General features: G+C 62.5%; 21 protein-coding genes. 6 read left to right on the forward strand and 15 right to left on the reverse strand.

Annotated features, from left to right (window positions below):
• Positions 1–78: 78 nt before the first annotated feature.
• The gene (locus LZC95_02935) at positions 79–1809 is read right to left on the reverse strand and encodes a hypothetical protein (GenBank protein WXA95794.1); all 1731 of its coding nucleotides are present in this window, start codon (positions 1807–1809) and stop codon (positions 79–81) included.
• Between the two features lie 317 nt (positions 1810–2126).
• Between LZC95_02935 and LZC95_02940 the strand changes: the two genes are divergently transcribed.
• Positions 2127–2546 carry an A24 family peptidase gene (locus LZC95_02940; protein WXA95795.1) on the forward strand — a complete coding sequence of 140 codons (420 nt, stop codon included), beginning with the start codon at positions 2127–2129 and terminating at the stop codon, positions 2544–2546.
• On the opposite strand, the gene LZC95_02945 is transcribed toward LZC95_02940, so the two are convergent.
• The 3 genes from LZC95_02945 to LZC95_02955 form a co-directional block, all read right to left on the reverse strand.
• Positions 2543–2785, reverse strand: a complete 243-nt coding sequence (locus tag LZC95_02945; protein WXA95796.1) for a 4-oxalocrotonate tautomerase family protein — start codon at positions 2783–2785, stop codon at positions 2543–2545. The genes LZC95_02940 and LZC95_02945 overlap by 4 nt on opposite strands.
• Positions 2786–2823: 38 nt before the next feature.
• Entirely contained in the window at positions 2824–3537 is a 714-nt protein-coding gene (locus LZC95_02950; protein ID WXA95797.1) for an SDR family oxidoreductase, read from the reverse strand.
• Positions 3538–3677: 140 nt separating this feature from the next.
• Positions 3678–4610, reverse strand: a complete 933-nt coding sequence (locus tag LZC95_02955; protein ID WXA95798.1) for a LysR family transcriptional regulator — start codon at positions 4608–4610, stop codon at positions 3678–3680.
• 281 nt (positions 4611–4891) lie between these two features.
• On the opposite strand from LZC95_02955, the gene LZC95_02960 reads away from it, so the two are divergent.
• Positions 4892–5704, forward strand: coding sequence for a hypothetical protein (locus tag LZC95_02960; GenBank protein ID WXA95799.1), 813 nt, complete (start codon positions 4892–4894; stop codon positions 5702–5704).
• A 43-nt stretch (positions 5705–5747) separates the two neighbouring features.
• On the opposite strand, the gene LZC95_02965 is transcribed toward LZC95_02960, so the two are convergent.
• Together LZC95_02965 and LZC95_02970 are read right to left on the reverse strand one after the other, a co-directional pair.
• Positions 5748–6770 (reverse strand): class I SAM-dependent methyltransferase, encoded by a 1023-nt coding sequence (locus LZC95_02965; protein ID WXA95800.1) that lies wholly within the window; start codon positions 6768–6770, stop codon positions 5748–5750.
• 215 nt (positions 6771–6985) lie between these two features.
• Entirely contained in the window at positions 6986–8086 is a 1101-nt protein-coding gene (locus LZC95_02970) for a hypothetical protein (protein ID WXA95801.1), read from the reverse strand.
• Between the two features lie 109 nt (positions 8087–8195).
• Here LZC95_02970 and LZC95_02975 point away from each other — a divergent pair, with 109 nt between their 5' ends.
• On the forward strand, positions 8196–8909 hold the full coding sequence (locus tag LZC95_02975; GenBank protein ID WXA95802.1) for a haloacid dehalogenase type II: 714 nt from the start codon (positions 8196–8198) through the stop codon (positions 8907–8909).
• A 10-nt stretch (positions 8910–8919) separates the two neighbouring features.
• Here the strand turns inward: LZC95_02975 and LZC95_02980 are convergent, their stop codons facing one another.
• The 8 genes from LZC95_02980 to LZC95_03015 all read right to left on the reverse strand — a co-directional run bounded on the left by LZC95_02980 (position 8920) and on the right by LZC95_03015 (position 17857).
• Positions 8920–9816 carry an MBL fold metallo-hydrolase gene (locus LZC95_02980; GenBank protein ID WXA95803.1) on the reverse strand — a complete coding sequence of 299 codons (897 nt, stop codon included), beginning with the start codon at positions 9814–9816 and terminating at the stop codon, positions 8920–8922.
• An 88-nt stretch (positions 9817–9904) separates the two neighbouring features.
• Positions 9905–10537: a hypothetical protein gene (locus LZC95_02985; GenBank protein WXA95804.1), complete on the reverse strand. Its 633-nt coding sequence runs from the start codon at positions 10535–10537 to the stop codon at positions 9905–9907.
• 236 nt (positions 10538–10773) lie between these two features.
• A complete protein-coding gene (locus tag LZC95_02990) occupies positions 10774–11682 on the reverse strand; it encodes an AraC family transcriptional regulator (GenBank protein ID WXA95805.1) in 909 nt (302 codons plus the stop codon).
• A 57-nt stretch (positions 11683–11739) separates the two neighbouring features.
• Positions 11740–12432 carry a hypothetical protein gene (locus LZC95_02995; GenBank protein WXA95806.1) on the reverse strand — a complete coding sequence of 231 codons (693 nt, stop codon included), beginning with the start codon at positions 12430–12432 and terminating at the stop codon, positions 11740–11742.
• A 462-nt stretch (positions 12433–12894) separates the two neighbouring features.
• On the reverse strand, positions 12895–13221 hold the full coding sequence (locus tag LZC95_03000) for an EthD family reductase (GenBank protein WXA95807.1): 327 nt from the start codon (positions 13219–13221) through the stop codon (positions 12895–12897).
• A 57-nt stretch (positions 13222–13278) separates the two neighbouring features.
• Entirely contained in the window at positions 13279–13845 is a 567-nt protein-coding gene (locus tag LZC95_03005; GenBank protein ID WXA95808.1) for an HAD family acid phosphatase, read from the reverse strand.
• 92 nt (positions 13846–13937) lie between these two features.
• Positions 13938–14774: a hypothetical protein gene (locus tag LZC95_03010; GenBank protein ID WXA95809.1), complete on the reverse strand. Its 837-nt coding sequence runs from the start codon at positions 14772–14774 to the stop codon at positions 13938–13940.
• Positions 14774–17857 (reverse strand): TonB-dependent receptor, encoded by a 3084-nt coding sequence (locus tag LZC95_03015; GenBank protein WXA95810.1) that lies wholly within the window; start codon positions 17855–17857, stop codon positions 14774–14776. Before LZC95_03015 ends, LZC95_03010 begins: the two co-directional genes overlap by 1 nt.
• Before the next feature lie 1239 nt (positions 17858–19096).
• On the opposite strand from LZC95_03015, the gene LZC95_03020 reads away from it, so the two are divergent.
• Positions 19097–20305, forward strand: a complete 1209-nt coding sequence (locus tag LZC95_03020; GenBank protein WXA95811.1) for a hypothetical protein — start codon at positions 19097–19099, stop codon at positions 20303–20305.
• Between the two features lie 50 nt (positions 20306–20355).
• The gene (locus LZC95_03025; protein WXA95812.1) at positions 20356–21216 is read left to right on the forward strand and encodes a methyltransferase domain-containing protein; all 861 of its coding nucleotides are present in this window, start codon (positions 20356–20358) and stop codon (positions 21214–21216) included.
• Positions 21217–21308: 92 nt separating this feature from the next.
• Here the strand turns inward: LZC95_03025 and LZC95_03030 are convergent, their stop codons facing one another.
• A complete protein-coding gene (locus tag LZC95_03030) occupies positions 21309–21758 on the reverse strand; it encodes a cytochrome c (protein ID WXA95813.1) in 450 nt (149 codons plus the stop codon).
• Positions 21759–22024: 266 nt separating this feature from the next.
• On the opposite strand from LZC95_03030, the gene LZC95_03035 reads away from it, so the two are divergent.
• On the forward strand, positions 22025–23521 hold the full coding sequence (locus tag LZC95_03035) for a carboxylesterase family protein (protein ID WXA95814.1): 1497 nt from the start codon (positions 22025–22027) through the stop codon (positions 23519–23521).
• Positions 23522–23557 lie beyond the last annotated feature (36 nt).

A 23557-nucleotide genomic window follows, 5' to 3' on the forward strand; every position in this document is an offset into this window, starting at 1 on the left:
AGGCACTATACGAAATAGTCGTCGTTGCATCGATGTTCTTTCGGTGTTGGAGTGTCCTGCTTACGTCACGTCTTCGATTCATCGACGACGGCAGAGTGGCGATCGGCTCGAAAATGGATAACGCGTTGCCGGCTCGTTGGCCGCGTCCATCCGTGCTTGATCGAAGCCGTCGCAGAGCATCGCGTCGAATAGATCGGCCATCGTTTGGGCCGGATTGGGAAGGACTTGGGGCGGCGATGTCGCCTGGCACGCGTTGCTTTCGTCATCATTCCATTGGTGAGCGAAGTAAGCGCGTTCGTACCCTCTACGTCCGCCGGGCAGCGCCACGGTTTTCGTCATGCGCGGACTGGCCAGCGCCGTCAGAATCGGCCCCGGATCGGCCGATCCTCGACTGAGCTTCAACAACGTGGCCGTGACTTCGGATTCCGTCATTCTCTGCAGCAAACCGGGAGTGCCCGACGGCGATACGTCCTTTTCCGCGGGCGTCGGTCGTGGCCATGGTTCGCCGTTGACGGTGTATTCGTCGTAAGCGCAAGTCAGGTTTCCTGCCCTAGCGAAGTCGGTATAGACAGAAGAGTTCAGCGCGTACATGGCAAACCACGACGCGAAGCCCTCCGACCACGCCTGGCCAGGGTACAAGGGACACGAAGGATCGTGCGTGCCGCCTTCGGGAATCGGCTTGCCGTACGCGGCCATCACGTAATGTCCAAATTCGTGCTGAACCACCGAGTCGGAGAAGTACATTTCGTCGTCGGTCGCCGAAAACAGCAAATCGTGGCGGAATCGGGTTGCAAAGAGCAGCCTTTTCTCATCCTGCTGACATGCGCCGCAATCCCACTCGACGGAATCGCCCATCCAGATCACCAGGGGCGCACCGCCCTTGCCGTAACGGCGTTTCAGATCGCGATAGCTCGACCCAATTTGGTCGAACACGTTGGCGATGCCACCAGCGTGACGCATGTCCGAGAGTGCCAGTGGTATCTGCAGATCGACGTCACCTGGAGGTAGATCCGCGGCCGTCCAATCCCATGACCACACCTGCGGCGTTTGCGTCCCATCGCGGTACACATCCAACGCATCGAGTTTTTGCTTCCCTGCGGGCAATCCCGGGTCGGCCACCAAATAGGCAATCCCGCCCGCACCGTCTCCCGCGACCGTCGCCAGCCTCAGAACGTCGCCCGCCTCGAAGGTCGTTGGCACGTCGATGCTGAATGATCCATCGTCCACCGATGTCGTCGCGGCGGAGATCACGTCCGTGCCCCGCTGGAACGTGACCAAGAATCCCCGCGCGGGGGCTTCGATGGGGGTGGCCTCGATGGCCGTTCGGCTGGCGTTCTCTCTGCGACGCTGGAACGTGGCGCGGCCACTCCTGGTGGTCAATGCGATTCCAGGGCGCCGGCATGTCGAAGTTATGGGGGTGCTCACGCATGTCGTGCTGCAAGGACTATCGACCCACGCCCCGTCTTTGCAGGTGCGTAGCGTGTTCGTTCCCGCGCACGCGGTGTCGCCGGTTCGACAACCGACTTTGAGCACGCAATTGGCTACATCCTTGTCGTCGATGTGGCACTCTTCTTCATCCGAGCATGTGGCGACTTGAAGGCGGGCCTTGCCGCCCTCGGTCGGAATGCCGCAGAACTCCACCGTTTTCGAGTCGACACACCGCCCGTCAGTCGGGACCCCGTTGCAGGCATCGCTCGGAAGCGATGTCGCTTTGGCTGAATCGCCGTTTTCGGCGCTGCTACTGCAGGCCGCGAGAAAGGCGGTGCTGGCGAATACGCCTAGCGCGGTCAACAGGTGGCGGCTCTTCATTCCTTTGAAGGAAAGACGCGCACGCCCCGCATCAGGCGCAGAAAAAATGGGCGATTCCGATCCGGATGCCCGCTACGGCGCGGGCCATCCGTCAGAACGACCTTAGCCGTGGTCGACGCGCCGCCAACTTGCGACCTTCATCGCACGGGGTGATGCATCAGGCAGGGCGAATTCTGTAGAGAGGATAGGACTTGGCACCATGGCTTAGGAACGACGTGCGCAGATCGGCGGGAAACCGGAATCCGGTTTCCCCACCACCTGTTGTCCGCATCGCTCCCCGTGCAGCGGGGACGCCGTTGGGGTAACGTGCGCCCCCTATGTCGATTGGATTGGCGATATTTGCCGTGGTGTTGGCCCTCGTGGCGGTGGTGTTCGAGCTTCGGACGGGCCACATTCCGAATTACCTGACCCTGCCCATGATACCCCTGGGCGGCCTTTGCGGATGGCTCGATGGGCAGTGGAGCTCCCACGGGATCGGCCTTGCGCTCGGAATCTTCTTTGGATTGGTCGTCTACTTCCGTGGTGCCGCGGGAGGAGGAACCGTCAAACTTTTCGCTGCCGTCTCGGGATTCCTCGGCGACGACCGGGTCGTGTCGGCGGTCATCGTTTTCGCCGGGCTTGCAGTGATCGCCCAATTGCTCGAACGCCTGCGCGAACGCCCCATCGAAGTGCCCAGCAGCCCATTCATCGCCGGGGCCAGCGTCGTCGCCATCCTCTACCGCTCTTTCGTACCTTAGGTGCCTCCTTTTGCCGCGGCGCGCTGGCGCCGGTATTCGGGGACGGGGAGGCCGCCCCAGCCCCAATTCTCGGTATCGACTTCCTCGATGACGACGAAAGTCGCCTCGAGGGGCTTTTTCAGCACATTGAGAAGCAATTCGCTAACACCCTTGATGAGGGCCGCCTTTTCCTCGGCCGTTACGGAGTTGCGATCGGGGCTGGTCCCCTCGCGGGTGACCTGAATGGTGACCATGGGCATGGGAAATCTCCTTTTTCGATATTTGCCAAAGAGGCGGACTACCAACGACCGGCGTTCTGGCCGCCGTCCACGTGAAGGATCTCGCCGGTGACGAAATACGCCGTCTCGAGGAAGAGGACCGCGTCGACGATGTCGCGAATCTCGCCCATGCGCCCCACCGGATGCAGGGTCGCAAGCGCCGCGTGGGTTTCCTCGGCATGCATGGGCGTCTTGATGATGCCCGGGGCGACGGCGTTCACGCGGACTCCGGTCTTGGCGAACTCGATGGCGAGAGACTTGGTGACCGAATTGAGGCCGCCTTTCGTCAGGGACGCTAGCGCGGAGGGGACGCCTGCCATCGGTTGATCGACCAGGCTCGTGGTGATGTTGACGATGTGACCGGAGCCCTGTTTCAACATCTCCGCGGCGGCGCGCTGGGTGACGTGGAAAAAGCCGCCGACGTTGGTCGCCATGTAGCGCGCATATTCTTCCTGGGTGAACTCGATGAACGGCTTGGCGAGAAAGATGCCGGCATTGTTGACCAGCGAGTCGATGCGGCCAAAGCGCTCGAGGCCTTCGCGAACGACCCGTTCGGCGGTTTTGGGATCGCCGACGTCTCCAGCGACGGTGAGAACGTTCGCGTCGGCGCTCGGCTTGATGGAACGGGAGCTGGCGACCACGCGGTAATTCCGATCGCGGTAGGCTCGAACCAAGCTGGCTCCAATGCCTTGGGATGCGCCGGTGATGATGACGACCTTTTGTTCGTTGCTCATGATGATCCTCGATGGATGGTTCCGGTCGCGTCTTCGCGGCCGTCCCGCCGCCGTCGGCGTCGGTGCCATCAATCTGGATCCAACCGAGTCTCGGGAGAATGATCGTCGTTCGGCAGTCACTCAACCGATTTTCGGCATAATCAATCGAGGCCCGCGGCTTCGGCGGCCATGCGCGTGAACTCCGTGCGCAGGCGGGGCAGCGCAAAGTCCACGAAGGCGCGGACCTTGGGTACCGACATCCGGCCCTGGGGCGTGAGCAGATACACCGGGAGCGGCGGATGCTCCGCCTTGGGCAGGACGACCTTCAATCGGCCATCTTTGACGTGTTTGGCGACATGGTACGAGTACACCCGCGTCAGTCCTCGGCCTGCGATCGCCGAGGCGACGGCCGCGCGGACGGTGTTCACGATGAACCGCGGTGTGAACTGGACGGTCCGGGGGATGGTCGAACCTTTGGCCGGCATGAAGCCCCACGAGTCGAGCCCGAAGTTGGTAAACGCGACAATCTGGTGTTTGGCGAGATCTGCCGGTTCCTTGATGCGAGGGTGGCTGGCGAGGTACCGAGGCGAGGCGACGACGACGCGCCGGACTTCGCCTCCGAGTTGAAGTGCGATGAGCGACGAATCCGGAAGGTGGGCGATGCGCAGGGCGACGTCGACCCCTTCGTCGACCAGGTTGACGTGGCGATCGAGGAGGAGAAGACGAACCGAAACGGCAGGATGCAGGTCCAGGAAGTCCTCCAGAATGGGCTGCAGGACCTCTTCGCCGCTGACCGGCGGTGCGGAAATGGTCAGCATGCCGCGGGGCGCCGAACGTTCGCCCGCGGCGAGCATGTCGGCCTCCTCGAGATCGATGAGGACACGGCGGCATGCGACCGCATACCGTTCACCGGCCTCGCTCAACTTGAGCGATCGCGTCGTCCGATGCAACAATTCCACGCCGACGTGTGCCTCCAGAAGGGCCAGCGCACGGCTGACCGCCGTCGGCGACCGTTTGAGTCGACGCGCGGCGCCCGCGAGACTCCCTTCGTCGAGGGCGGCGATGAAGATTCTCATTGCGTCGATGCGATCCATGGCTCCTTGAAGTGGCCATTCTAGCCGCCACGCGCGATCCTTCGGCGAGCAGACTCTGGAGGACGTCGCCATTTGTGTCCCACGTGCGGCGAATCGACATGAAAAACGCGGTTCGAAGGTGTCGCGTTTTTGGTTGCGATGCCGAATGATCACGCGCACCTGCAAGGGCATGGCGCGTTGACGCTCATCGGCATGGCCCATGCGAACGGCGACCGGCCATGAAAAACAACGGCGAAAGGCGAGCATTCGCGATCTCCGCCTGGCAGGCGAGGCGGGGAATCGTGATGCTGGGGGCTGGCATGTGCCTCGTCGCATCGTGCCGCGTCGGCTCGTCGGGGTCGACGGCACGCGTGGAGGATCGCCTCGGTGGCGCAGTCTTCACTTCGTTCGACGCTCAGCGAGATGGCTGCATCCAGGGCAATAATCCGAATGGTGTCGATTGTAATAATTATCGTTCCAAGGAGGACGTCTATGCGAGCGGCGGTCCGGGGCCGTCAGGCCTCGACGATGGCCAGTATTACTTTGCCGTGCTCGTGCCTGGCTTTCAGAACGGCGGATTCATCGAGGGCGCCGATGGAAACCTGAGTGATACGACGGCTGGTTCCACGGCGGGCGATCTCGGGAGTGGCGACTCGATGGCCAATCGAACGTACACGGTGGAAAACCACGAGATTACGACCTACAACGGGACGCACGCACCCGGGACGTCGCCGAACGGGACGAGGGTTCTGCAGCTGGCTCCGTTCGACGATACGAGCAACCAAGGCGGGGTGTACATCCTCGCGATCTGCGAGGTGGGGGCGACGAGCCCAAGGCAGTGCAAGTTCGACGCGTTCCATGTGCGCGATTCGGAACCGGACGCGGGGACGAGCGATGCGGGGCCCGATGACGCGGGGTCGCCACCGGTCGATGCGGGACCGCCGCCGCCGGTCGATGCCGGTCCGCCACCACCGGTGGATGCAGGACCACCGCCGCCGGTGGATGCGGGACAGCCGCCGCCCGAGGTCGATGCGGGACCACCGCCGCCACCCGTCGATGCGGGACCACCGCCACCACCAGTCGACGCGGGCGCGCCGGACGCCTGCGTACACTGAGTCTCTCCAATCAATTCAACGAAGCGTGGCCCATGGCCTTTGCTCAGGGCCGCGCTTCGTACACCAGATTGAACGGCGTCTCGGCGGCTCGCCGAAACCGCGTGAAGCCCGCACTGGTCGCCAGCGCGCGAATGCGTGCTTCGCCGGCTTGTGCACCGAGCGCGAGCCCCTTGTCGTCGGCTTTCGAAGCGGGGGTGCAAATCATGGTCGACGCAGAATAGAAGATGCGGCCGACGGGATTCAGATTCTCGGAGAGCGAGTCGTTCGCGAACGGCTCCACGATCATGCAAACCCCCTCCGGCTCGAGCGCGCCGAGCGTATGACGCAACACGGTCTCCGGATCGCCCATGTCGTGCAGGCAATCGAAGAACGTGACCAGCGAATACCCATTGCCGGGAAACGCTTTCGCCGGCGCCGTCTCGAACGAAGTCCGCGCCTCGACGCCCGCGTCCTCCGCCGCGTGGCGGGCGGCCTCGATCGATTCCGGGTGGTAGTCGAAACCGTGGAACGTGGAGCGCGGGAAGGTCTTCGCCATCAAGACGGTCGACGCTCCGTGGCCGCAGCCAATGTCCGCCACCCGGGCGCCCGCCTCGAGCTTTTGCTGAGTACCGGCCAGGGCGGGAATCCACGAAGATAGAAGATTGGCAATGTAATTGGCCCGAAAGAACTTGGCGGTGCCGACGAACAGCGAATGATCGTGCTCGTGCCAGCCGAAGCCTTCGCCGCTGCGAAAGACCTCGGCAATGTGGGATACATCGCGGAACATGGCCATGCCCACCAAGAAAGCCCCTGAGATATACGTGGGGCTATTGGCATCGGCCAGTGCGGCGACCTGTTCCTCGGTCATGTGAAAGCGTGACGTGTCCGCGTCGTATTCGACATAGCCCGAGGCGGCATTGGCAGCCAACCATTCGGCAACGTAACGCTCGGTCGTGCCTGTCTCCCGCGCCAGCTCGGCGGGCGACATGGGACGCATGGCCAATGCACGATAAAGCCCCAACTGCTCGCCCAGGACGACCAGCGGCGCGTGCAATACGGCCCCATAATCCGCTGCAAAGCGGCCCATGAACGCGTGCATTTTTTGCGGGTCAATTGCCATACAGTCGTTAGAGCCACGGGGGAGCACGGTAAACCAATAAAAAGATGTAAATCGTCGCCGTCCACACGATTAACACCGGAAAAACGGCCGCGACGGCTCGCACATGAAAAGCGAATTCAGCTTCAGAAGCGATGCCTGCGCCGCGTCATCCATCGTGCATGCCCATTGGCCGTGAACGGCGTTCAGCGTGGGGGTGCTTCGCCGGAGGAGCGCAAGGCATCGAGGGTGGCGTGGACCTCGTTGGGCGAAAGCTCGCGTACGAGGGATACGTCGCACTTCAATGCGGCGAAGGTTCGGGGCATGGTCCACGAGCGGCTCATCGTCTGTGGTCCCACGATGAGTGTGCGCATTTCCCGGAAAAACGGCACGGTTTCCGGGCGGCCCTCACCCCAGACCCAATGCCATGCAGGATGGGCCTGTTGGCTCCAATCGTATTGACCGGCCTCGTACGTGTAGAATTGGAACGAACCCGAGACGGAATCGGTGGAGCGCGTCGGAGCGTCGCCGCGAATGAAGGCGATCACGTCCGGCGGGTTGCGTTCGCCCCGAATCCCCTGCTCGATGAGCACGTCCGATACGAGGGCGTGAAGATCGAAATTGCTCACCAGACCATCGACACGCATGTGAAATGCGCGCTTCTCCATCGGACACACGATCAGCCAGGTGGCATCGAGCACCACACCCAGAAGAACGTCGAGCCACTGCGCCTTGGAGGTTGCCAGCGCCCGCGCTGCGCGACGGAGCTCGCCATCGGACACGGCGCGCATCAGCAGCGCGCGATCGCGCGTGAGCGCCGCCACGGTGGGCAACGTCCATATTTCCAACGTGGAAAGGGCCGATGCTCCGCCGCGGTCTTTCTTGAGGTGCGCGCGAAAAAGATCGAGGTCGATGGACCGGCCGTCGATGTCGACGATGCCGTCCTTCGGATCGGAATCGCCATCGGATGCCAAATCCGCCAGGCAGATGTCGGCGTAGCGCCGGGCGGCTTGCAAGACCGCGGGCATCTTCGCGAGGAGCACCTCGGCCAAAAGGCGCGGTGGGGCGCCGTTTTCGACCAGCGAACCCGCGCCGATTGCTGCGTAGGCAACACCATCTGCATCGTCCACGCGCGAGCGGGCGAGGCGCGCGACGAGGACCTCGCTCGCGCGCGTCAGCTCGGCCACGCTCGCGGATTTCGCGGCTTCGTGAAGGCGCACACGGCAGCGGTGAACCTCCGAGCCGTCCCAATCGACGCCGTCCACGGCCGAGGCCAACTCCTCGGCCACCTTCACCACGTCCGTCATTTCCATCATCATACCAAGAAATCGGCATGTTGATGGCCTTGCCACCGCTGTCACTTCGTCTCCCGCGACCCTACATGGCCTCCGGTATCGTGCTGGGCGAAAGGACGGGATGATGGCAACGATTAAAGCTTTGCTCTTCGACGTATTTGGGACCTTGGTCGATTGGTACGGCTCGATCCAGGAGCGCGCGGAATCGATCGCTGCGCGCGAGGGTGTCGTACTCGACGGTGGGCGCCTGGCACTGCTTTGGCGTCAACGCTATGCGCCTTCGATGGCCACGGTCACGAGTGGGAAGCGCCCGTGGTGCGACTTGGATCAGTTGCACCGCGAATCGCTGGACGAAGTGCTCGCGGAGCTGGCCGTGGATTTGTCTCGCCCCGCGCGTGAAGAGCTGGTGGCCGGCTGGCACGAACTGCGCCCGTGGCCCGATGTGGTAGCGAGTCTGCCCCGCCTGCGGGCGCGGCGAATCACGGCGGCCCTTTCCAACGGACACGTGCGGCTGCTCGTTGATTTGAAGCGCCACGCCGGCCTCGACTTCGATACCATTTTGTCTGCGGAATTGGCCCGTTCCTACAAGCCCGAGGCCATCGTTTACCAGACCGCCGCCCGCCTTCTCGGCCTGGAGCCGGACCAAGTCATGCTCGTCGCTTGCCATGCGTGGGATCTGACCGGTGCGGCCAAAGCAGGATTGCGCACCGCGCACGTGACCCGCCCGGCGGAGTGGGGCCCCGGTTCGGCGGCGCCTCCGGTTTCGGCGGAGATGAATGCGCGCGATCTCGCCGATCTGGCCGATCAATTCGACGCGTTGGATCGCACCGCGTAAGCGCGCCGCATCATAGTGAAAACGGCTGGAAATACGTCGGAACGACGACCTTGGTGTCCGGCGCGCAGCCGTGGACTTCTTGCTCGAACTTCGTCAGCGATTCGCGGGTGTCCGCATCGAGGGTTGGGCCGTTTGGCTCGACCGGCTTCGTGTGCGCATCGAAGTGGTTCGTGAACACGCGCGCGGGCTGTCCCAGCGCGTGCATCAGACGGCACGTGTAGCCGGGAACCTTTTCGCGAAGTCCGGTCGCCACGATGGCCACGTCCGGTCGCAGCCCTTGCAGTTCGCTCTCGATGTAATTCGCCGAGCCGATGAACAGGATCGAGCGACCGTTCACGCGCACCAAATATTGGAGCGTCTCGCCCGGGAGGTACCCTTCGGCGGCCATCGGCAAAGTCACCCCGCGCGGGATGTTGCCCGATGGCATGCCGATGAGCGAATGAAGCGCGTGGATGGCGCGCACCGAGAAGGGGCCAATCTGGAACGTCTCCCCGCCGCGCGCCTCCCGAAGCTGCGATTCGGGCACACCCGAAGAACGCAGCACGTTCAGCGCGCTGTCGGTGCCGGCGACGGTGGCACCCGTGCGCTTGGCGAGAAAGGGCACGTCGAGTACGTGGTCCCAATGGGAGTGCTCCACGAGAATTCCTTCGGCCGAATCCGGCGCATACCGCGCAATCTGCGCTTCATCGGGCACGAGCGGTCCACCACCGTCGTGAATCGGTGCCCGCGTGAAATAGGGATCGACGAGAAGCACGTGGTCGCCGGCCTGGATTTTCCAACCCGCCACCCCGAGGTACGTGAGCCGAACGGCGTCGGACACGTGCGACGGGGTCGTTGAATCCGCAGTTTTTGCCGCGCAAGCCAGAAACGGGAGGACGCCGGCGACCAAAGCGAGAATCGTACGCATGCCGACTTCATAGATCGACTGAGGTGCGAATGCTAAAAATTTAGCACTATCGATGCTGATTTTTTAGCAGCCTGGACGGGCCCCTTCTCTATCTCACGAAGATCCGCGAAAAGGAGCCGTTGAGCGGACCGTCGAGGCGTCCTGCGGCTTCGACGGGCATTTTGCCGGTGTAAATGACGTTGCCCACTTTGACGGGGAAGGGGACCAACTTGCACGTGGGGTGCACCAATTCGTATTCGAGTGGTTTGTCGAGGTCCACGTTGTAGAAGTAAACCTGCGGATCATCGTGTGCCGAAATCGAGGGTGCGTCGCTGAGGCGCCCATCTTTGAAGTACTTGACGCGTGCCGAGCTGCCGGGAGGAACGACGACGGTGCCCCCGCTCGGGTCGTCGCAATTCCCCAGGTTGACGAGCGTGAAGTGCTGAACGCCCTTGTTCGGATCGTAATCCGCAATGCGCCCGCGACTGGCTTGGGCGCGCGAGAGTGGGGCCAGCTCGAAGCCGCCGCGGTCGAAGTCGCCCAGCAAAATGTACTCCTGCCATGTGATGGTGACGAAATCATTGGCCGAAAGCGTGGGCGTGAACGGTCGGAACTTGGGCAATTGCGGAATGGTCCACCTGCCCTGGGCATCGGTGATGGCCCTGTGTTTTCCGGAGTCCGCGTCCACCGTGACCCCGGGGACGGAGACCTTCGTATCGAGATTGGTAATGGCACCCGTCATGGCGGCAGAACGCCGGCTCGTTGCGAGCTCGGAGTCGTCTTGTTCGGGCGATTCAGAGGGGAACGTTTCTGGCGCGCATGCCGTCATGGAAGCCAAGCCGAGCCAAGCGATGATGGACCACGTCCGCATCGAATACCTTCTTTCTTCGTAATGCAATTCGCCGCGAGGCCCCGATTGACCTCACCCCGAGACGATGATGTCGGTCATCGCCCACGCCATGGGCGATGTTGATGAATTCACGCTCTCGACGAAATGGCGCGTGCGTACCGCCCGGGAGAGATTCCGACGATGCGCCGAAAATGGCGATGAAGCTGGCTTTCGTCGTACAGGCCGACCACCTGCGCCACCCGCGCCGCGCTGCATCCCGTGGCGAGGAGTTCGCGCGCGCGTGCAATCCGGATTTGCGTCAAATATTCATAAGGTGGAATGCCTAGCTCGGTACGAAAGGCTCGCACGAGGTGGTATTTGTTCATTCCCACCTGAGCGGCCAGTTCATCCAGCGAGATCTTTTCAGCGAAGGTGTCGTGCAGGAATTCACGCACGCGCGAGATGGTGCGCGGCACTTCGGGCACCGTTCGCGTTTCCGTGCACGAGGTGAGCACCTCCCCGAGCGCCTCGGCCACGATCACCTGCGTTTCCAGCGCCGAGGCCGATCCATGAAGGGCATCGTGCATCGCAAATGCAAGGCGTGTGGCACGCGGATACGTTCCTTGCGCGACACGCCGGAACGACACGGCCGGGGGAAGGTCGAAGGCCTCGGCGGCTTCGGCGATGGCCTCGCGACCGAACGTCGCCTCCTGCAAAGTGAACGGAGCGTGAATCCGTTGATCCCTATGCACCTCGCCCGGCTCTTTGAGCTTGAGCGCCCCGCCGCGAAGGGTCACCGTTTCACGGCGGTACCACCAATCCAGCGAGCCGTCGTAAATCACCCCAATCGTGTGGTGACTGGTGTACGACGCCGCCATGGTGGAATTGTTTTCGATGCGCATCACGTTCACACCGGTGATGCCTTCGGGCTGCCATACGAAGACCCGCGTGCCGCTCGACGGTGTCTCCCGGGGCGCGTTTTCGCGCGCCGCTTTCGCAAGAATATCGAAATTTGCACTGACAGTGGCCGCGACGCCCGCGACGTTGATGCCCTTCACCCACTCGAGTTTACCGCATTCCAGCGTGTCCGACTTGGGCGATGTTGACGCGCCCGATCATAGTCGCACGGCGACGTTTGCTGCCGGACCGAAGAAGCTTTGCTCGGGCTCCTGTTTGATGGCGCGCACGCCCACCCGCAAGTCGAGACGGCCGACGGACACACCGGTTTGAAAGAGCAAATCGAACACGGGAGGCCCTTTTTCGAAAAAGCTTACGAGGGTGGAGCCGTAGAACATGAATGGCCGAAAAGGGTACGCGCGAGCCTGCACCCCGACGTCGGCTGCCCAGAGTCCCTCGAGTCCCTTCAAGCCCATGACCGAGGCGCCGAGAATGCCATAGAGTTCCACCTCCTTGGACTTCGCGCCCAGGAGGTTGGGGCCAATGTGGAGCCGCTTCCAATTGAGCTCGGTGTCCTCTTCCCCGACTCCCTGCGCGGCCTCGTGGAAGTTATCCCAAGTGAATTCGAGCATGAATGCGCCGACGAAAAGGCGCGCACCCATATCGAGTACGAGTACCTTCTCGTTGGTGGGCAAATAGGTGCCGAATCCGAGTTCCAGCACACGAATGCCCCGTTTGGCGGCGCTGGGATCGAATTTCCATTTGCCGTTCTCTTCTTTGTAAGGAAAAGCGTAGGCCGTACCCTCGCGGTCTCGGCCATAGATGTCCGCAGCCATCCACCAAAAAGGGTCCGGATTGAATTCGTAGACGCTGGGGTCCGAGGAGCTCGCGAGCGATCCGCCGGTCGACACGGAGGAGGAAGAGGACGAGGAGAAGGAAGTGGAATGTCGATGTGAATGATGCGAGTACGAATGTGAGCGATGGGATCCGAACGAGGACCGCGAGGGCGAAGAGCGCGAGGGCGAAGAGCGCGACGGGGACGAGCCTCGATGCGAGCGATCGAAGCGCTTCAGCGCTTGGGCATGTGCATGTCGGTCATCGTAAAAAGCAAAAACTGCGACGGCGACACAGGCGGTCGTACAGGCTCTTGCGGGTCGATTCATGCCGCTCCGTTGGGTCGAATGCTCGGTCTCTAGCCACGACCTAGCAACGACCGCGCCGCGCCCGCCTTCCGAGAATTGCCGCGTGCAATGGCCTTCCCAAGTTCGAACCGTAAAGCGCAGACCACACCCTGTGACCCGCCGGTAACGCCCTACAATCCGACGAGAGCGTGGCGCGTTTCGCCGCGCCTCGGACTCGAGCCGGCGAGGGGGCTACTCCGCTTTGGGCGAAACGGACGCGACGACCTTGCTTATCTGAATAACGGGTTCGCTGTTCGTATAATTCGGAATGTCCGCCACGAGCTGCTCGAGGTGCAGCTTGGCCGCTTCGTGAAAGTCGTCCGCAGTTTCGAAATACAGGTAGCTCGCAGCCAAGTACGGCGGTGACGAGTCGGGGGTGGCCCCGGTGAGCCCATCGTCGATTTCATATCGGATGGGCTTCAGCAGCTTGCCGGCGAGGGGCATGTGCTCGTTCGTATAGTACGCGAGGTCGAACACCTTTCCCTCGCCCGCGGGGTAGATAACGGACACTCGAATCATGCGCGGAGGCTAGAAGACTTTCACCTTCGCCCGCAAGCCCGACCCGCTACGCTCGCGCTACTGGAGCACGCCGTAGTCGGGCAACTTGAATCCCTGTTCGTAATCACCGCCTTCGAGATCGGTATCCAAGTTGCCGATGTTCGCGGTGATGGTGTACCCGCTCGACGCAAGCTCACGGCGGCAGCGTTGCTTCGAGGCGGCGCGAGCACCCGAGCCGTTTCGAAGGCAGAGCGCGTCCACCGCATACCCGACGCCCTGAAGCGCGCGGATGGTCGAATTTCGCGCGCCCTCGGAGCGGTACGATACGAACAAAATGGCATATCCGTGCTCGTGCGCCCAGCGGGCGACTTCGAGAACGGGCGCATTGGCTCGCCCGGCCTCCTCGGGGAAATCCGAGGAGACCAGCGCCGTGTTGTCGATATCGAGGACGATCGCCAAGTTCGAACCACCGCGCGAAAGTCGATTCTGCAGGTAGGGACCGACATCGCTCACCGCATCTTCGACGTCCCTCTGCCACGCCTCGTACGAGATGTCGGCTGCAACGGCGGTATGCGAAAACGTTGCCCACGCAGCGAGTGCAAAGGCCCCACAGATGCTACGCACGGCTTTGAAAGACGATGTCATCGAAAATCCTCCTCGGGCCTCAATGGCCCGAGGTTGCCGTTCGCGCGTCACGTGAACGTGACAATCTCGAGACGGCTCGACGAATCGTTCCGCTACTTCAATGCGGGCGGATCGCGCGAAAGGACGCAGAGCAACGTCTCGCGATCGCACTCGACCGGGAAGTCCGGGTCGACACCCGAGCCCAAAAAGAGAACCTTGCCATTGGCGAGTTTGGTATCGGGCGGGGCCTCCGCGTTGCAGGCCACCGGAAAGGGCGTGCCATCGCCGAAATCGCACGAGGTTCGCGATGCAAAGAGCGCGGCCCGCCCGTCGTATTCGCACGCGTCACCGTCGACCGTGTAGCGAAGATGGATGCGGAATTGATTCCCCGCATGCGCAGGTGTGAAGTACACGTGCCAATCGGAGAATTCGTACGCAATCGAGGTCGCCGCCTTTTCCGGCAGCGCCGGCTTTTGGTTCGCGGGATCGGCCGGTACCTCGGGAAGATGCGGCAGCTGCTGGATCACCGGGCTCGGACGGGGAATGTCGCAGAAATCATTCTGCGGTTCATCCGTGGTGAAGCGCCCGCCCGCATAGGTGTGGTGCGTGGGATCGGGATCGACGTCGGCGCGGGGATCGAGTCCGAGTCGCTCCTGCGCCTCGTCGACCAACGTGGCCAAGGCCAACGGTGTGAGCGCCGCAGGGAAGGTCTCCAGTGCGGGCTTCCCATCGTCGCCGATATCCATGTACGAGTTGACCAGGAGCACGTCGGCCTTCAAGTTGGCGCAAGCCCCGCTCCCGGAAAGCAGCGTATATTTGATCGTGTACGAGCCCGTCCCCGTGCGGCAAAGTGGCTCGGATTGGCTGCAACCTTGAGAAAAGGTGACCGCCAGGGCTGCGCCGAGCACCGCCGAAAATCCCAAAGAACGCGACATGACGTATTTGGACATTAGAAGCTCCCTCGAATGCCGAAGCGGAATTGACGCGGCTCTTGGTAGTAATCGGCGCGGCCGAAGTTCGGATTGATCGAGCTCGGCGAGAAGGGCGTCCCGTCCTGCCCGCGCACGTTGTTGGGAAGGTCGGCCCGCGTCCCATTGGGAATGGCCCGCGTGTCGGCGGACGTGTACCGCTGGTCGCGGCTCATTTCGCCCTGGAAGTTGAACAAATTGAAGACGTCCATCGTAAACGCCAAGGTCATGCCGCCGCCGAAACGCACCTGGTAGCCGAGGTGCGCGCCGAAGTTGTACGTCCACGGCAGACGGTCGCCGGTGCCGCGCGGCAGGATGTAAATGAGATCGGTGCCATACGTGCGGTGCCCCCCGAGGAAGTTCGTCGGCCGGCCCGAGGACGCTTGAAACGAGCCGCCCACCTGCACGGTGGAGTCCGAGGTAATCGCAAAATCTTTGGCGCCGAATACCTTGAAGCTATGGCGCCTGTCGCCGGGAAGATCGCCCGTTTGATTCACGAGCAAGCTCTTGAGATCGTACGTCCCATTGATGTTCGGATCGAGCTGCCCCGTGGTGGGATCGTAGAGCCCTGCGACGTTTCCGCGGAGCCAGGACAACGTGTAGCTCACCTGCGCAAGCCAGTTGTCGCTGAAGTTCTTCATGAAGTAGGCCGTACCCGCGTCGTAGTTGCGTGTTGCCTCCGGGAAAGCCTTGCCGATCCCCTTTCCCGGGTTGCCAATGAAGTACGTGGCGCCTTCGTCGTTGCTCATGTCTTCGATCACGTTGTTCATCCAGCGGCGCGTGTACGTCAGGCCAAAGCGGCCGTTCTTGACGATTTCGTACTCACCACCGGCCACGATCTCGCTGGACGACTGCGGCGAAATGTCCGGATCGATCACCCCCTTGCCGCCACCGATGGTTGCATATTTGCGATCGGGCGTGCTTCCGGCGGCTGCCCCAGCACGAACGCGTGCCGCGTCCGTACGACACACGCCGGAGGCCTGTGCGGGATCGAGTGGATTGCACTTTGCCGGGTCGACCGATTGCTGAAGCTGGGTTTCGCCGGTCTGCCGATCCAGAAGATTCAGCGGGACGCTCTCGTAAAACCGCGCGTAGTTGACGAAAAGCTTCGACCGACCTGCCTGCGTGGGGTCGAAAATCAGGCCGAGGCGGGGCGAAATCTGGTTCGGCAACGTCATGAGCATCTTGCCGTCACTGCCAAACATCAATTGATTGTCGTAGCGAACACCCGCATTGAGCGTCACCTTGTCGAAGAGTTGCCAACTGTCCTGGAGGAAGCCGCCGACGTTGAGCGAATACGTGCGCGTGACCCATCGGTCCACTTCCACCGGCTGGTCCGGCCCTTGCAAATAGCCGTAAGCGCGGTGCGCCAAAAAGCTCGACCCGTCCGTGGCCTCCCGCCACCGCATGCCGCCCGTATATCCGCGGCTCCACCAGGAGGTCAGAAGCTCGACATCGACGCCAGCCTTGATCACGTGGTGGCCGAGGGCTTGCGCGAGGACCGTGCCCACGCTCTTGAACGAGTACACGTCCATGACTTGCTTGTTGATGAAGTCGGCCCCACCCGCCCGATATTCCGGCACAGGACACGTCGGAAGGGTTTTCGGTTTGCCATCCGAGCCGGTGACCGTGGCCGTTCCGCACCCCGCTACATTTTCGAAGTCCGTGAGGCTGTGCGGCGATGGATTGGTTCGCCGGTACCACACGTGCGGAATGGCGGAGTACCCAAGGCCGCTGCCCACATCGAAGCCGTCGGCGGGGAGCACGCCCCCGACCTCGTGGTGCCACCCCAAGGTGGTTTCGACGATTTTCGATTTGTTGTCGAAGTCCGTCGTCCACTTGAGCACCGTATCGAACGCGCCAGATTGGTACGTGTGCGCCTGCGCGCCATAGGTGCCGAAGAGATTGAACTCCCGGGTGCTGGCCCCTTCGACGAGGCCCGTGGTCGGGTTCACGCCGTAATCGCCCCCGCCGCCGGCCATCGTGGGCGTAGCCGCGAAGGTCAGCGCGAGCTTGTTGCTCGAGTTGATGCGGTAATCGAGCTTCGCGAAAATTTGATACGAGGTGGCGGTAGCCTTGTACTGCTTGTTCGTGCCGCCAATCTCCGACGTGCCGGCGACGGTTCCATCCGGATTGTACGCCGTCGCCCAGATGGATCGGTCCAAGTTGTAAATGGCACGCGAAACTCCGAATCCGACGTAATACCAGAGCTTGTCCTTCACGATTGGCCCGCTCTGGTCGAACCCTATGTCGTAAATGTTGCCCAGGGAGCGGCGCGTCTGAATGGCCGTTCCGGTAAAATAAGGATACTTGCGCTTGCCCTCCAGCGCGCCCGGCGTCCAATTGGCCCATGCTGAACCATGGAATTCGTTGCTGCCCGACTTGGTGACCACGTTGAGAATGCCACCGGTGGACCGGCCGTACTCCGGCATGTACCCACCGGAAAGGACGTTCACCTCTTTGATGAACTCGATCGACAGCGGCGATCCGTTGATGCCGTATTTGGCACTGTTCGTACGAACACCATCGACGACATATGCATTCTCCGGGGACGTCGCCCCGCCAATCGAGGTGCCGTATTGGTCGGCATTTGCCCCGGGCGCGGCTTCGGCCACCGATTCGAAGGTTCGCTGCGCGCCGCCATGCGCTCCGGGATTGGTCACCGGGACGCGAAGCACGAAGTCCTCGTTGATGCTCGTTCCGGTGCTGCTGGATCCCATGTCCACCACCGGCGCGATGGGCTTTATGACCACGACGGGGGCGACGAATCCGTCGGGAAGCAACTCGGCGTCGAGTCGAATGGTGGCATCGGCCCGGAGTTGTATTTGATTGCGCTGATATGCGCGATATCCCTCTTTATCGAGGTGCAGCTCGTAATCTCCCGGCGGCAGTGAGGGGATGCGATACGATCCTGACGCATCGGTCGTTACGATTTGCTCACCTTGAAGAGCTTTCGATGTCAGGGTGACGACAACGTCGGCAACTCCTTTGTTGGTGGCAGCATCCTTTATTTTGCCCGTGAGCACCGCAGTGCCCTGCGCCCGCGCCGGGGCGGCAATGGCCATGGCCGCAGACAGCGCACCAATGGAAAGTGCCCATGTTGAAGAATATCGAAACCGCATGTCTTCCCCGCTCTCCCGACGCGCTTTTCGTGCGCTATCGCGCCGTTTCGCTGTCTTGTTGAAGTGGCAAGCGTACTACCCCACGATACTTTACGAAGAGAGTGAACCATTCACTGGCGTGATTTCAAAGTTAAATGATCGGATATCGACGAATACGCATCAGTGACAATTCACTAACGCGCGTGCCAGTGATTTGACGGGCGGCCTTACACATAGGGCGGACGGCGCGATGGGGGGGGTTGCGCAGAGCAGCAATGAATCTTCGAAAGGTCGCCAACGATCTTGCGCAACTTGCGCCAACGCTGGCCGACAATGCCGTCATTGGGGGCACTTCGCAGATTGTGCGAAAAGTCGTAAGTGCTTTCCGCGTATTTCCAAATATCGTTCTCCGAACGAATTGGCATATCGCACGATGTCGAGGTCCGTGTCCTGGTCGTCGGGACGCAACGACGTGCTGCCATGCAGACGCGAACGCACGAGGGGGGTCGCGGGCGACCTCGGTGTCCCGTGAGGTCAAATTGACTCACGCGGATGGTCGATGGTGGCCATGGCCCGATACGCTTCCAGGTTGTCGGGCCAGGTTGTCGGGGCGAGCGGTGGTCGGCTCAGTCACACGTTCGTGATTCGTCGCAACGATGTGCAGCGTACGTGCTCAGTTGGGAAGTGATTCGGAATCACTTGCGCCGGCTGGATTATCGAACTACCGTGCCTCGCGAATCCTTTCGCGATCGTTCACGATTCTCACGAGAACGATGTTCGCCGTGAATACTTGGGGGGCCGGGAGGCGTGTATGCCGCGTTGAGCCAGGGTCAGTGACGACACCTGCGCTTTTCGAGCACCACGTCCAGTGAAATATAGGGCGTATTTCGAATTCGTTACACGGTTTCGTCGTGCCGCCGTGCCCTCCACCGTCGATGTCGATTCGCGACTGCCAGAAAGGTGTCATCGAACATGTCCCGATTGGCAACTATGCTTGTGCCTACCGCGACGCACGATGCGGGGAAGTTCGCGTCGTCGTTGGTCACGGATATGCGTGGAGCTCCATCGGTTGCGCTTCCCGATTTGTTCCCCGGCCATAGTCCGGTAACGCCCGCTGCACCACTGCGATCGCCGGCCATTTCGGGTCCGAAAGGGCTGGGAACCTCCGCAGCTCGGCCGATCGGCACGCGGCACGGAGAAAGCGTGCCGAGCCCGCGCGGCGAGCCGTCGTCCATGACGGGGCCGAGGGGCCTGGGTACCTCCGCGGCTCGACTGATCGGCGCCATTCAAAGTGGCCCGCGACCCAGCCCCGGGCAGAACGTGGAGCACGGCGAATCGGTCATCGTCGACCAGGCGCTGCTCGAACGCGTATCCCAATTAGGATCGTCGGCGGCGTGGGTGAGTCCCCATCAGCCGGAGAGTCCCGAGCTTTTCTGTCCCGGGCCCGTGCGTGACGATCCCGCGTTGGGCCAGCTGGTGAACGACCAGCTGGTCGCCTGGGCGGGCGAAATGGGTATTTACCCTGGTCAGCTCGACCATTTGCGAAAGTGTGACTTTGGCCGCCTGATGATGCTCACGCATCCAGCCACCAACGATCCGGATCGGTTGCTCGCGGCCGCAAAGGTGGTCATCGCCGAGTGGGCATCCGACGACTACTACCTCGACGAGGAGAAGTTCGGTGCCAACCCGGCCACGGCCGCTGCCCGCTACGGTCTTCTCTACGGCATCGTGGATCCCGTCGCACTTCCCACCCGGTATGCGGGGCACGTCGACAAGCACCTCGAGGAAGATGCCATCGCGCGGGCTTTCCGCTCCGGCATGGAGCACCTTGCCAAGTACACGACCACCGCACAAATGGCCCGCTTTCAGCACCAAATGGCCATTTTGTTCACGACGCTGGATCAGAACGCGTCCTGGCGGCTCACCAAAGAGCAGCCCGCCGTTTGGCACTACCTCGTGCACCGGCAGCACAACAGCTACCTGCCTCCGATGATCTTGGTCGACCCGATTGCCGGCTACGAGCTCTCGCCGCAGGAGTTCTACAACCCCAGCGTGCGTCGCGCGGTGCTCATGATTGGCCTCGCCGCGGTGTTGCTCAACGACCTGTACTCGGCGTCCAAGGAGTCGGACGACGACATCAGCTTGCCCGAGGCGATCATCGCCGAGGAGAAATGCACCCACCGGGAAGCGATCGCGCGCACCGTGGAGATCCACAACGAGCTGATGCAGACATTCGTTGCCGAGGCAGCGGTTCTCAGTGCGGCAGGTTCGCCGTCGCTCCGGCGCTTCTTCACCGATCTCTGGGCGTGGTGTGGCGGTAGCCGTCAATGGCACGCCACCACCCTTCGCTATCACTCGAACGACGCGAAGCGCTCCCAGGAAACCTCACAGCAGGCCGACACAACGGCATAACCGGATACGCGCACTGAAGTTGCCCGTAGGGGAAAGGACAGCCAGCCACGATGACAGCAATAACCACCGACAACCGTCCCGTTCTGCGAACTCCTTACCAAAAGTCCATCGCGGCGTATTGGAACGCCGAGCGGGACCCGGTCAACCTGCGGCTTGGCGACGTCGATGGCCTCTACCACCACCACTATGGCATCGGCGATGTCGACCCCTCCGTGTGGGAGGGCCCGGAGAAGACGCGTGACGAGCGGATCATCGCCGAGTTGCATCGGCTCGAGTCCGCCCAGGGTGACTACCTCATCGATCACCTCGGCGACATCTCGCCGGAAGATCGTCTGCTGGACGCCGGCTCGGGGCGTGGTGGCACCAGCTTCATGGCGAACCAGCGATTCGGTTGCCAGGTCGACGGCGTGACGATTTCCACCGCCCAGGTGGAATTCGCCAACAATCAAGCCGGGCAGCGCCGCGTCTCCGACAAGGTGAAGTTTCACTTCCGTAACATGCTCGATACGGGCTTCGAGACGGCCTCGATGCGCGGCATCTGGACCAACGAAACCACGATGTACGTGGACCTGTTCGAGGCCTTCAAGGAGTTCTCGCGGCTGCTCAAGTTCGGTGGCCGCTACGTCTGCATCACCGGCTGCTACAACGATCTGACGGGCGGCCGCTCCAAGGCCGTCATTCAGATCGACGAGCGCTACACGTGCAACGTGCACGCGCGCAGCGAGTACTTCCGCGCGCTGGCGGCCAACAACCTGGTGCCGATCAACGTGGTCGATCTCACCGCCGCGACCATTCCCTATTGGGAGCTCCGCGCCAAGTCGTCCGTCGCCACCGGCGTGGAAGATCCCTTCCTCACGGCATACCGCGAAGGCAGCTTCCATTACCTGCTCATCGCGGCCGACAAGATCTGACGTTCGACGCAAAATAAGAACGCTCGGCACCGACGCTCGAAATCGAAGCGTGGGAAGCCGAGCGTTTTTCTATTTCTTTGCCGCAGGCCCGTTCAGTGAAGCACGATGCCGGCAGCGCTCTCGGCGTCGATGCGTTTGCCGGCGACGGGGACGCCGTTGGCCTTGAGGTCGAAGGCCAGGATGTCCCAGTACTCGGTTTCGGAGACCGATCCGGGCTTGTCCGGCGGCATGGTCTTCACGACGAACTGCGCCACGTCGAGTGCCGTGTGGAACTGGTTTTTTCGGTATTTCTGCTCCGGACGCGGATCCAGAGGAAGTGCTTCTTTTCCGACGACCGGCGGAGCTTTGCGGCCACCCTCACCGCTTGCACCGTGGCAACGGGCGCAGTGCTCCGCATAGAGCTTGGCCCCGCGCTCGGCCTGGGCCTCACCGTCCCCGGTGCTCGTGGCGGTCGTGGCGGTGGCGGCAGGTTGGTTCGAGCCGCCGCATGCGATGGACAGACACGCAACGAGCAGCGACGAACCCAAGAGTGCTCGATTCATGAAAAGCCTCCAGCGCAATCCGGCGAACCGCCGGAAGTGGAATCCTAGACCGCGCGGTGGGCAGCAAAAAGGGTTCCCGAGAAAATCTGCCTGAGCCCGTAAGAATTCGTGGGTCCGCTTTCGTACAAGTCTCAATGAACGAGCGATCCAGATGGTTTGCCGCCACATTGGGCGGATTATTCCTGGGGGGATGCTCTGCCGAATCCGCACCAAGCGAGGCGCCGTGGCGCGTTTCGTCACTCGGTGAGCAGGACGAGTCCGTCGTCATGACCGAATCGGGGCCGGTGAAGGGCGCCCTGTTCGAGGGGTACCGCAGCTTCCAGGCGATCCCGTACGCCGCGCCGCCGGTGGGGGAACGTCGGTGGCTCGAGCCCGGTCCCGTTGCCGCGTGGTCGGAGCCACGCGATGCCACCAAGCCACCGAACGCGTGCGTCCAAGGCGGTGGGGCCAAGCCGGTCTCCGGCGCCGAGGACTGCCTCTACCTCAATGTGACGACGTCGCGCGGAACGGCATCGAGCGGGCTCAAACCCGTCATGGTGTGGCTGCATGGTGGCGCGTTCACCAGTGGCTTCGCGCACCGGTACGATCCGCATCGCCTCGCCCAAGCGGGGGATGCCGTGGTCGTGACAGTCAATTACCGCCTCGGAATTTTCGGCCTGCTCGCGCACCCGGGCCTTTCCGACACGGATTTCAGTTTGCTGGATCAGCAGGCGGCGCTCCGCTGGGTGCAGCGCAATGCGCGGGCCTTTGGCGGCGATCCGAACAACGTGACCTTCTTCGGCGAATCGGCCGGCGGGTTGAGCGTGTGTGCGCATATGACTTCGCCATCCTCGGCGGGGCTCTTTCACCGCGCGGGGATTCAAAGCGGGATCTGCACGACGGATTGGCCCGATCAAGGACTCGATCCGGACAGCCCCGCAGGGACGGGATGGCTGTCGCCCGAGGAGGCACGCGCGCGCGGCGTGGTCGCGGCCCAAGGTGTGGGCTGCTCCGATCCGAAAACGGCGATCGCATGCATGCGCAATATCTCGGCGGCGGACTTGCTCGCATCCCCCGCGGTGCAGGGGCCGCCCGCATTCGGATATCTGTCGTACGGCTCGCGCATTTTGCCGCAGCACCCCGCGAAGGCGCTCGCCGAAGGGCGCTTTCATCGCGTCCCCGTGCTCGTGGGGTCGAATCTCGACGAAGGCCGCGCGTTCGTGCTCGCCTACCACGCCCGCAATCCCATTACCGCCGAGCGCTATCGCGAATTGCTGAGGACCTCGTACGGCGAAAATGCCGATCGCGTCGAAGCGCAGTATCCGCTCAGCGGCTACGATTCTCCGGCGCTGGCATGGGCGGCGGTCATCACCGATCGCGTGATCGCTTGCCCGACATTGCGGGGCGAGCGCTTCCTCGCGGCCAAGACGCCCGTTTATGCCTTCGAGTTCGCGGACCGCAACGCTCCGGCGGTTCTCCCCGTTCCGCCGGGTATGCCGCCGGGGGCCATGCACACGTCCGAGCTGCTTTATCTATTCGATATACCGCCGTTCAATCCCAACTTCACGGAGGTGCAGAAAGCGCTCTCCGCGTCGATGGTGCGCTATTGGACGCGCTTTGCGAAGACCGGCAATCCAACTGCGTCCGAGCTGCCCGCCTGGACGCGTTTCCGCGGCACGAACGCAGTGCCCTACGTGCAATCGCTGGGCACCGGGGACGGGGGAATTCACGCCGTCGATTTCGGCGCCGAACACCAATGCGACTTCTGGAACAGTCTCGAATGAGCCGGTTCCCTTAGGCAAGTGGCAGGGCGGCGCGGC

This window comes from Sorangiineae bacterium MSr12523 (assembly GCA_037157775.1).
Classification (GTDB): domain Bacteria; phylum Myxococcota_A; class Polyangia; order Polyangiales; family Polyangiaceae; genus Pendulispora; species Pendulispora brunnea.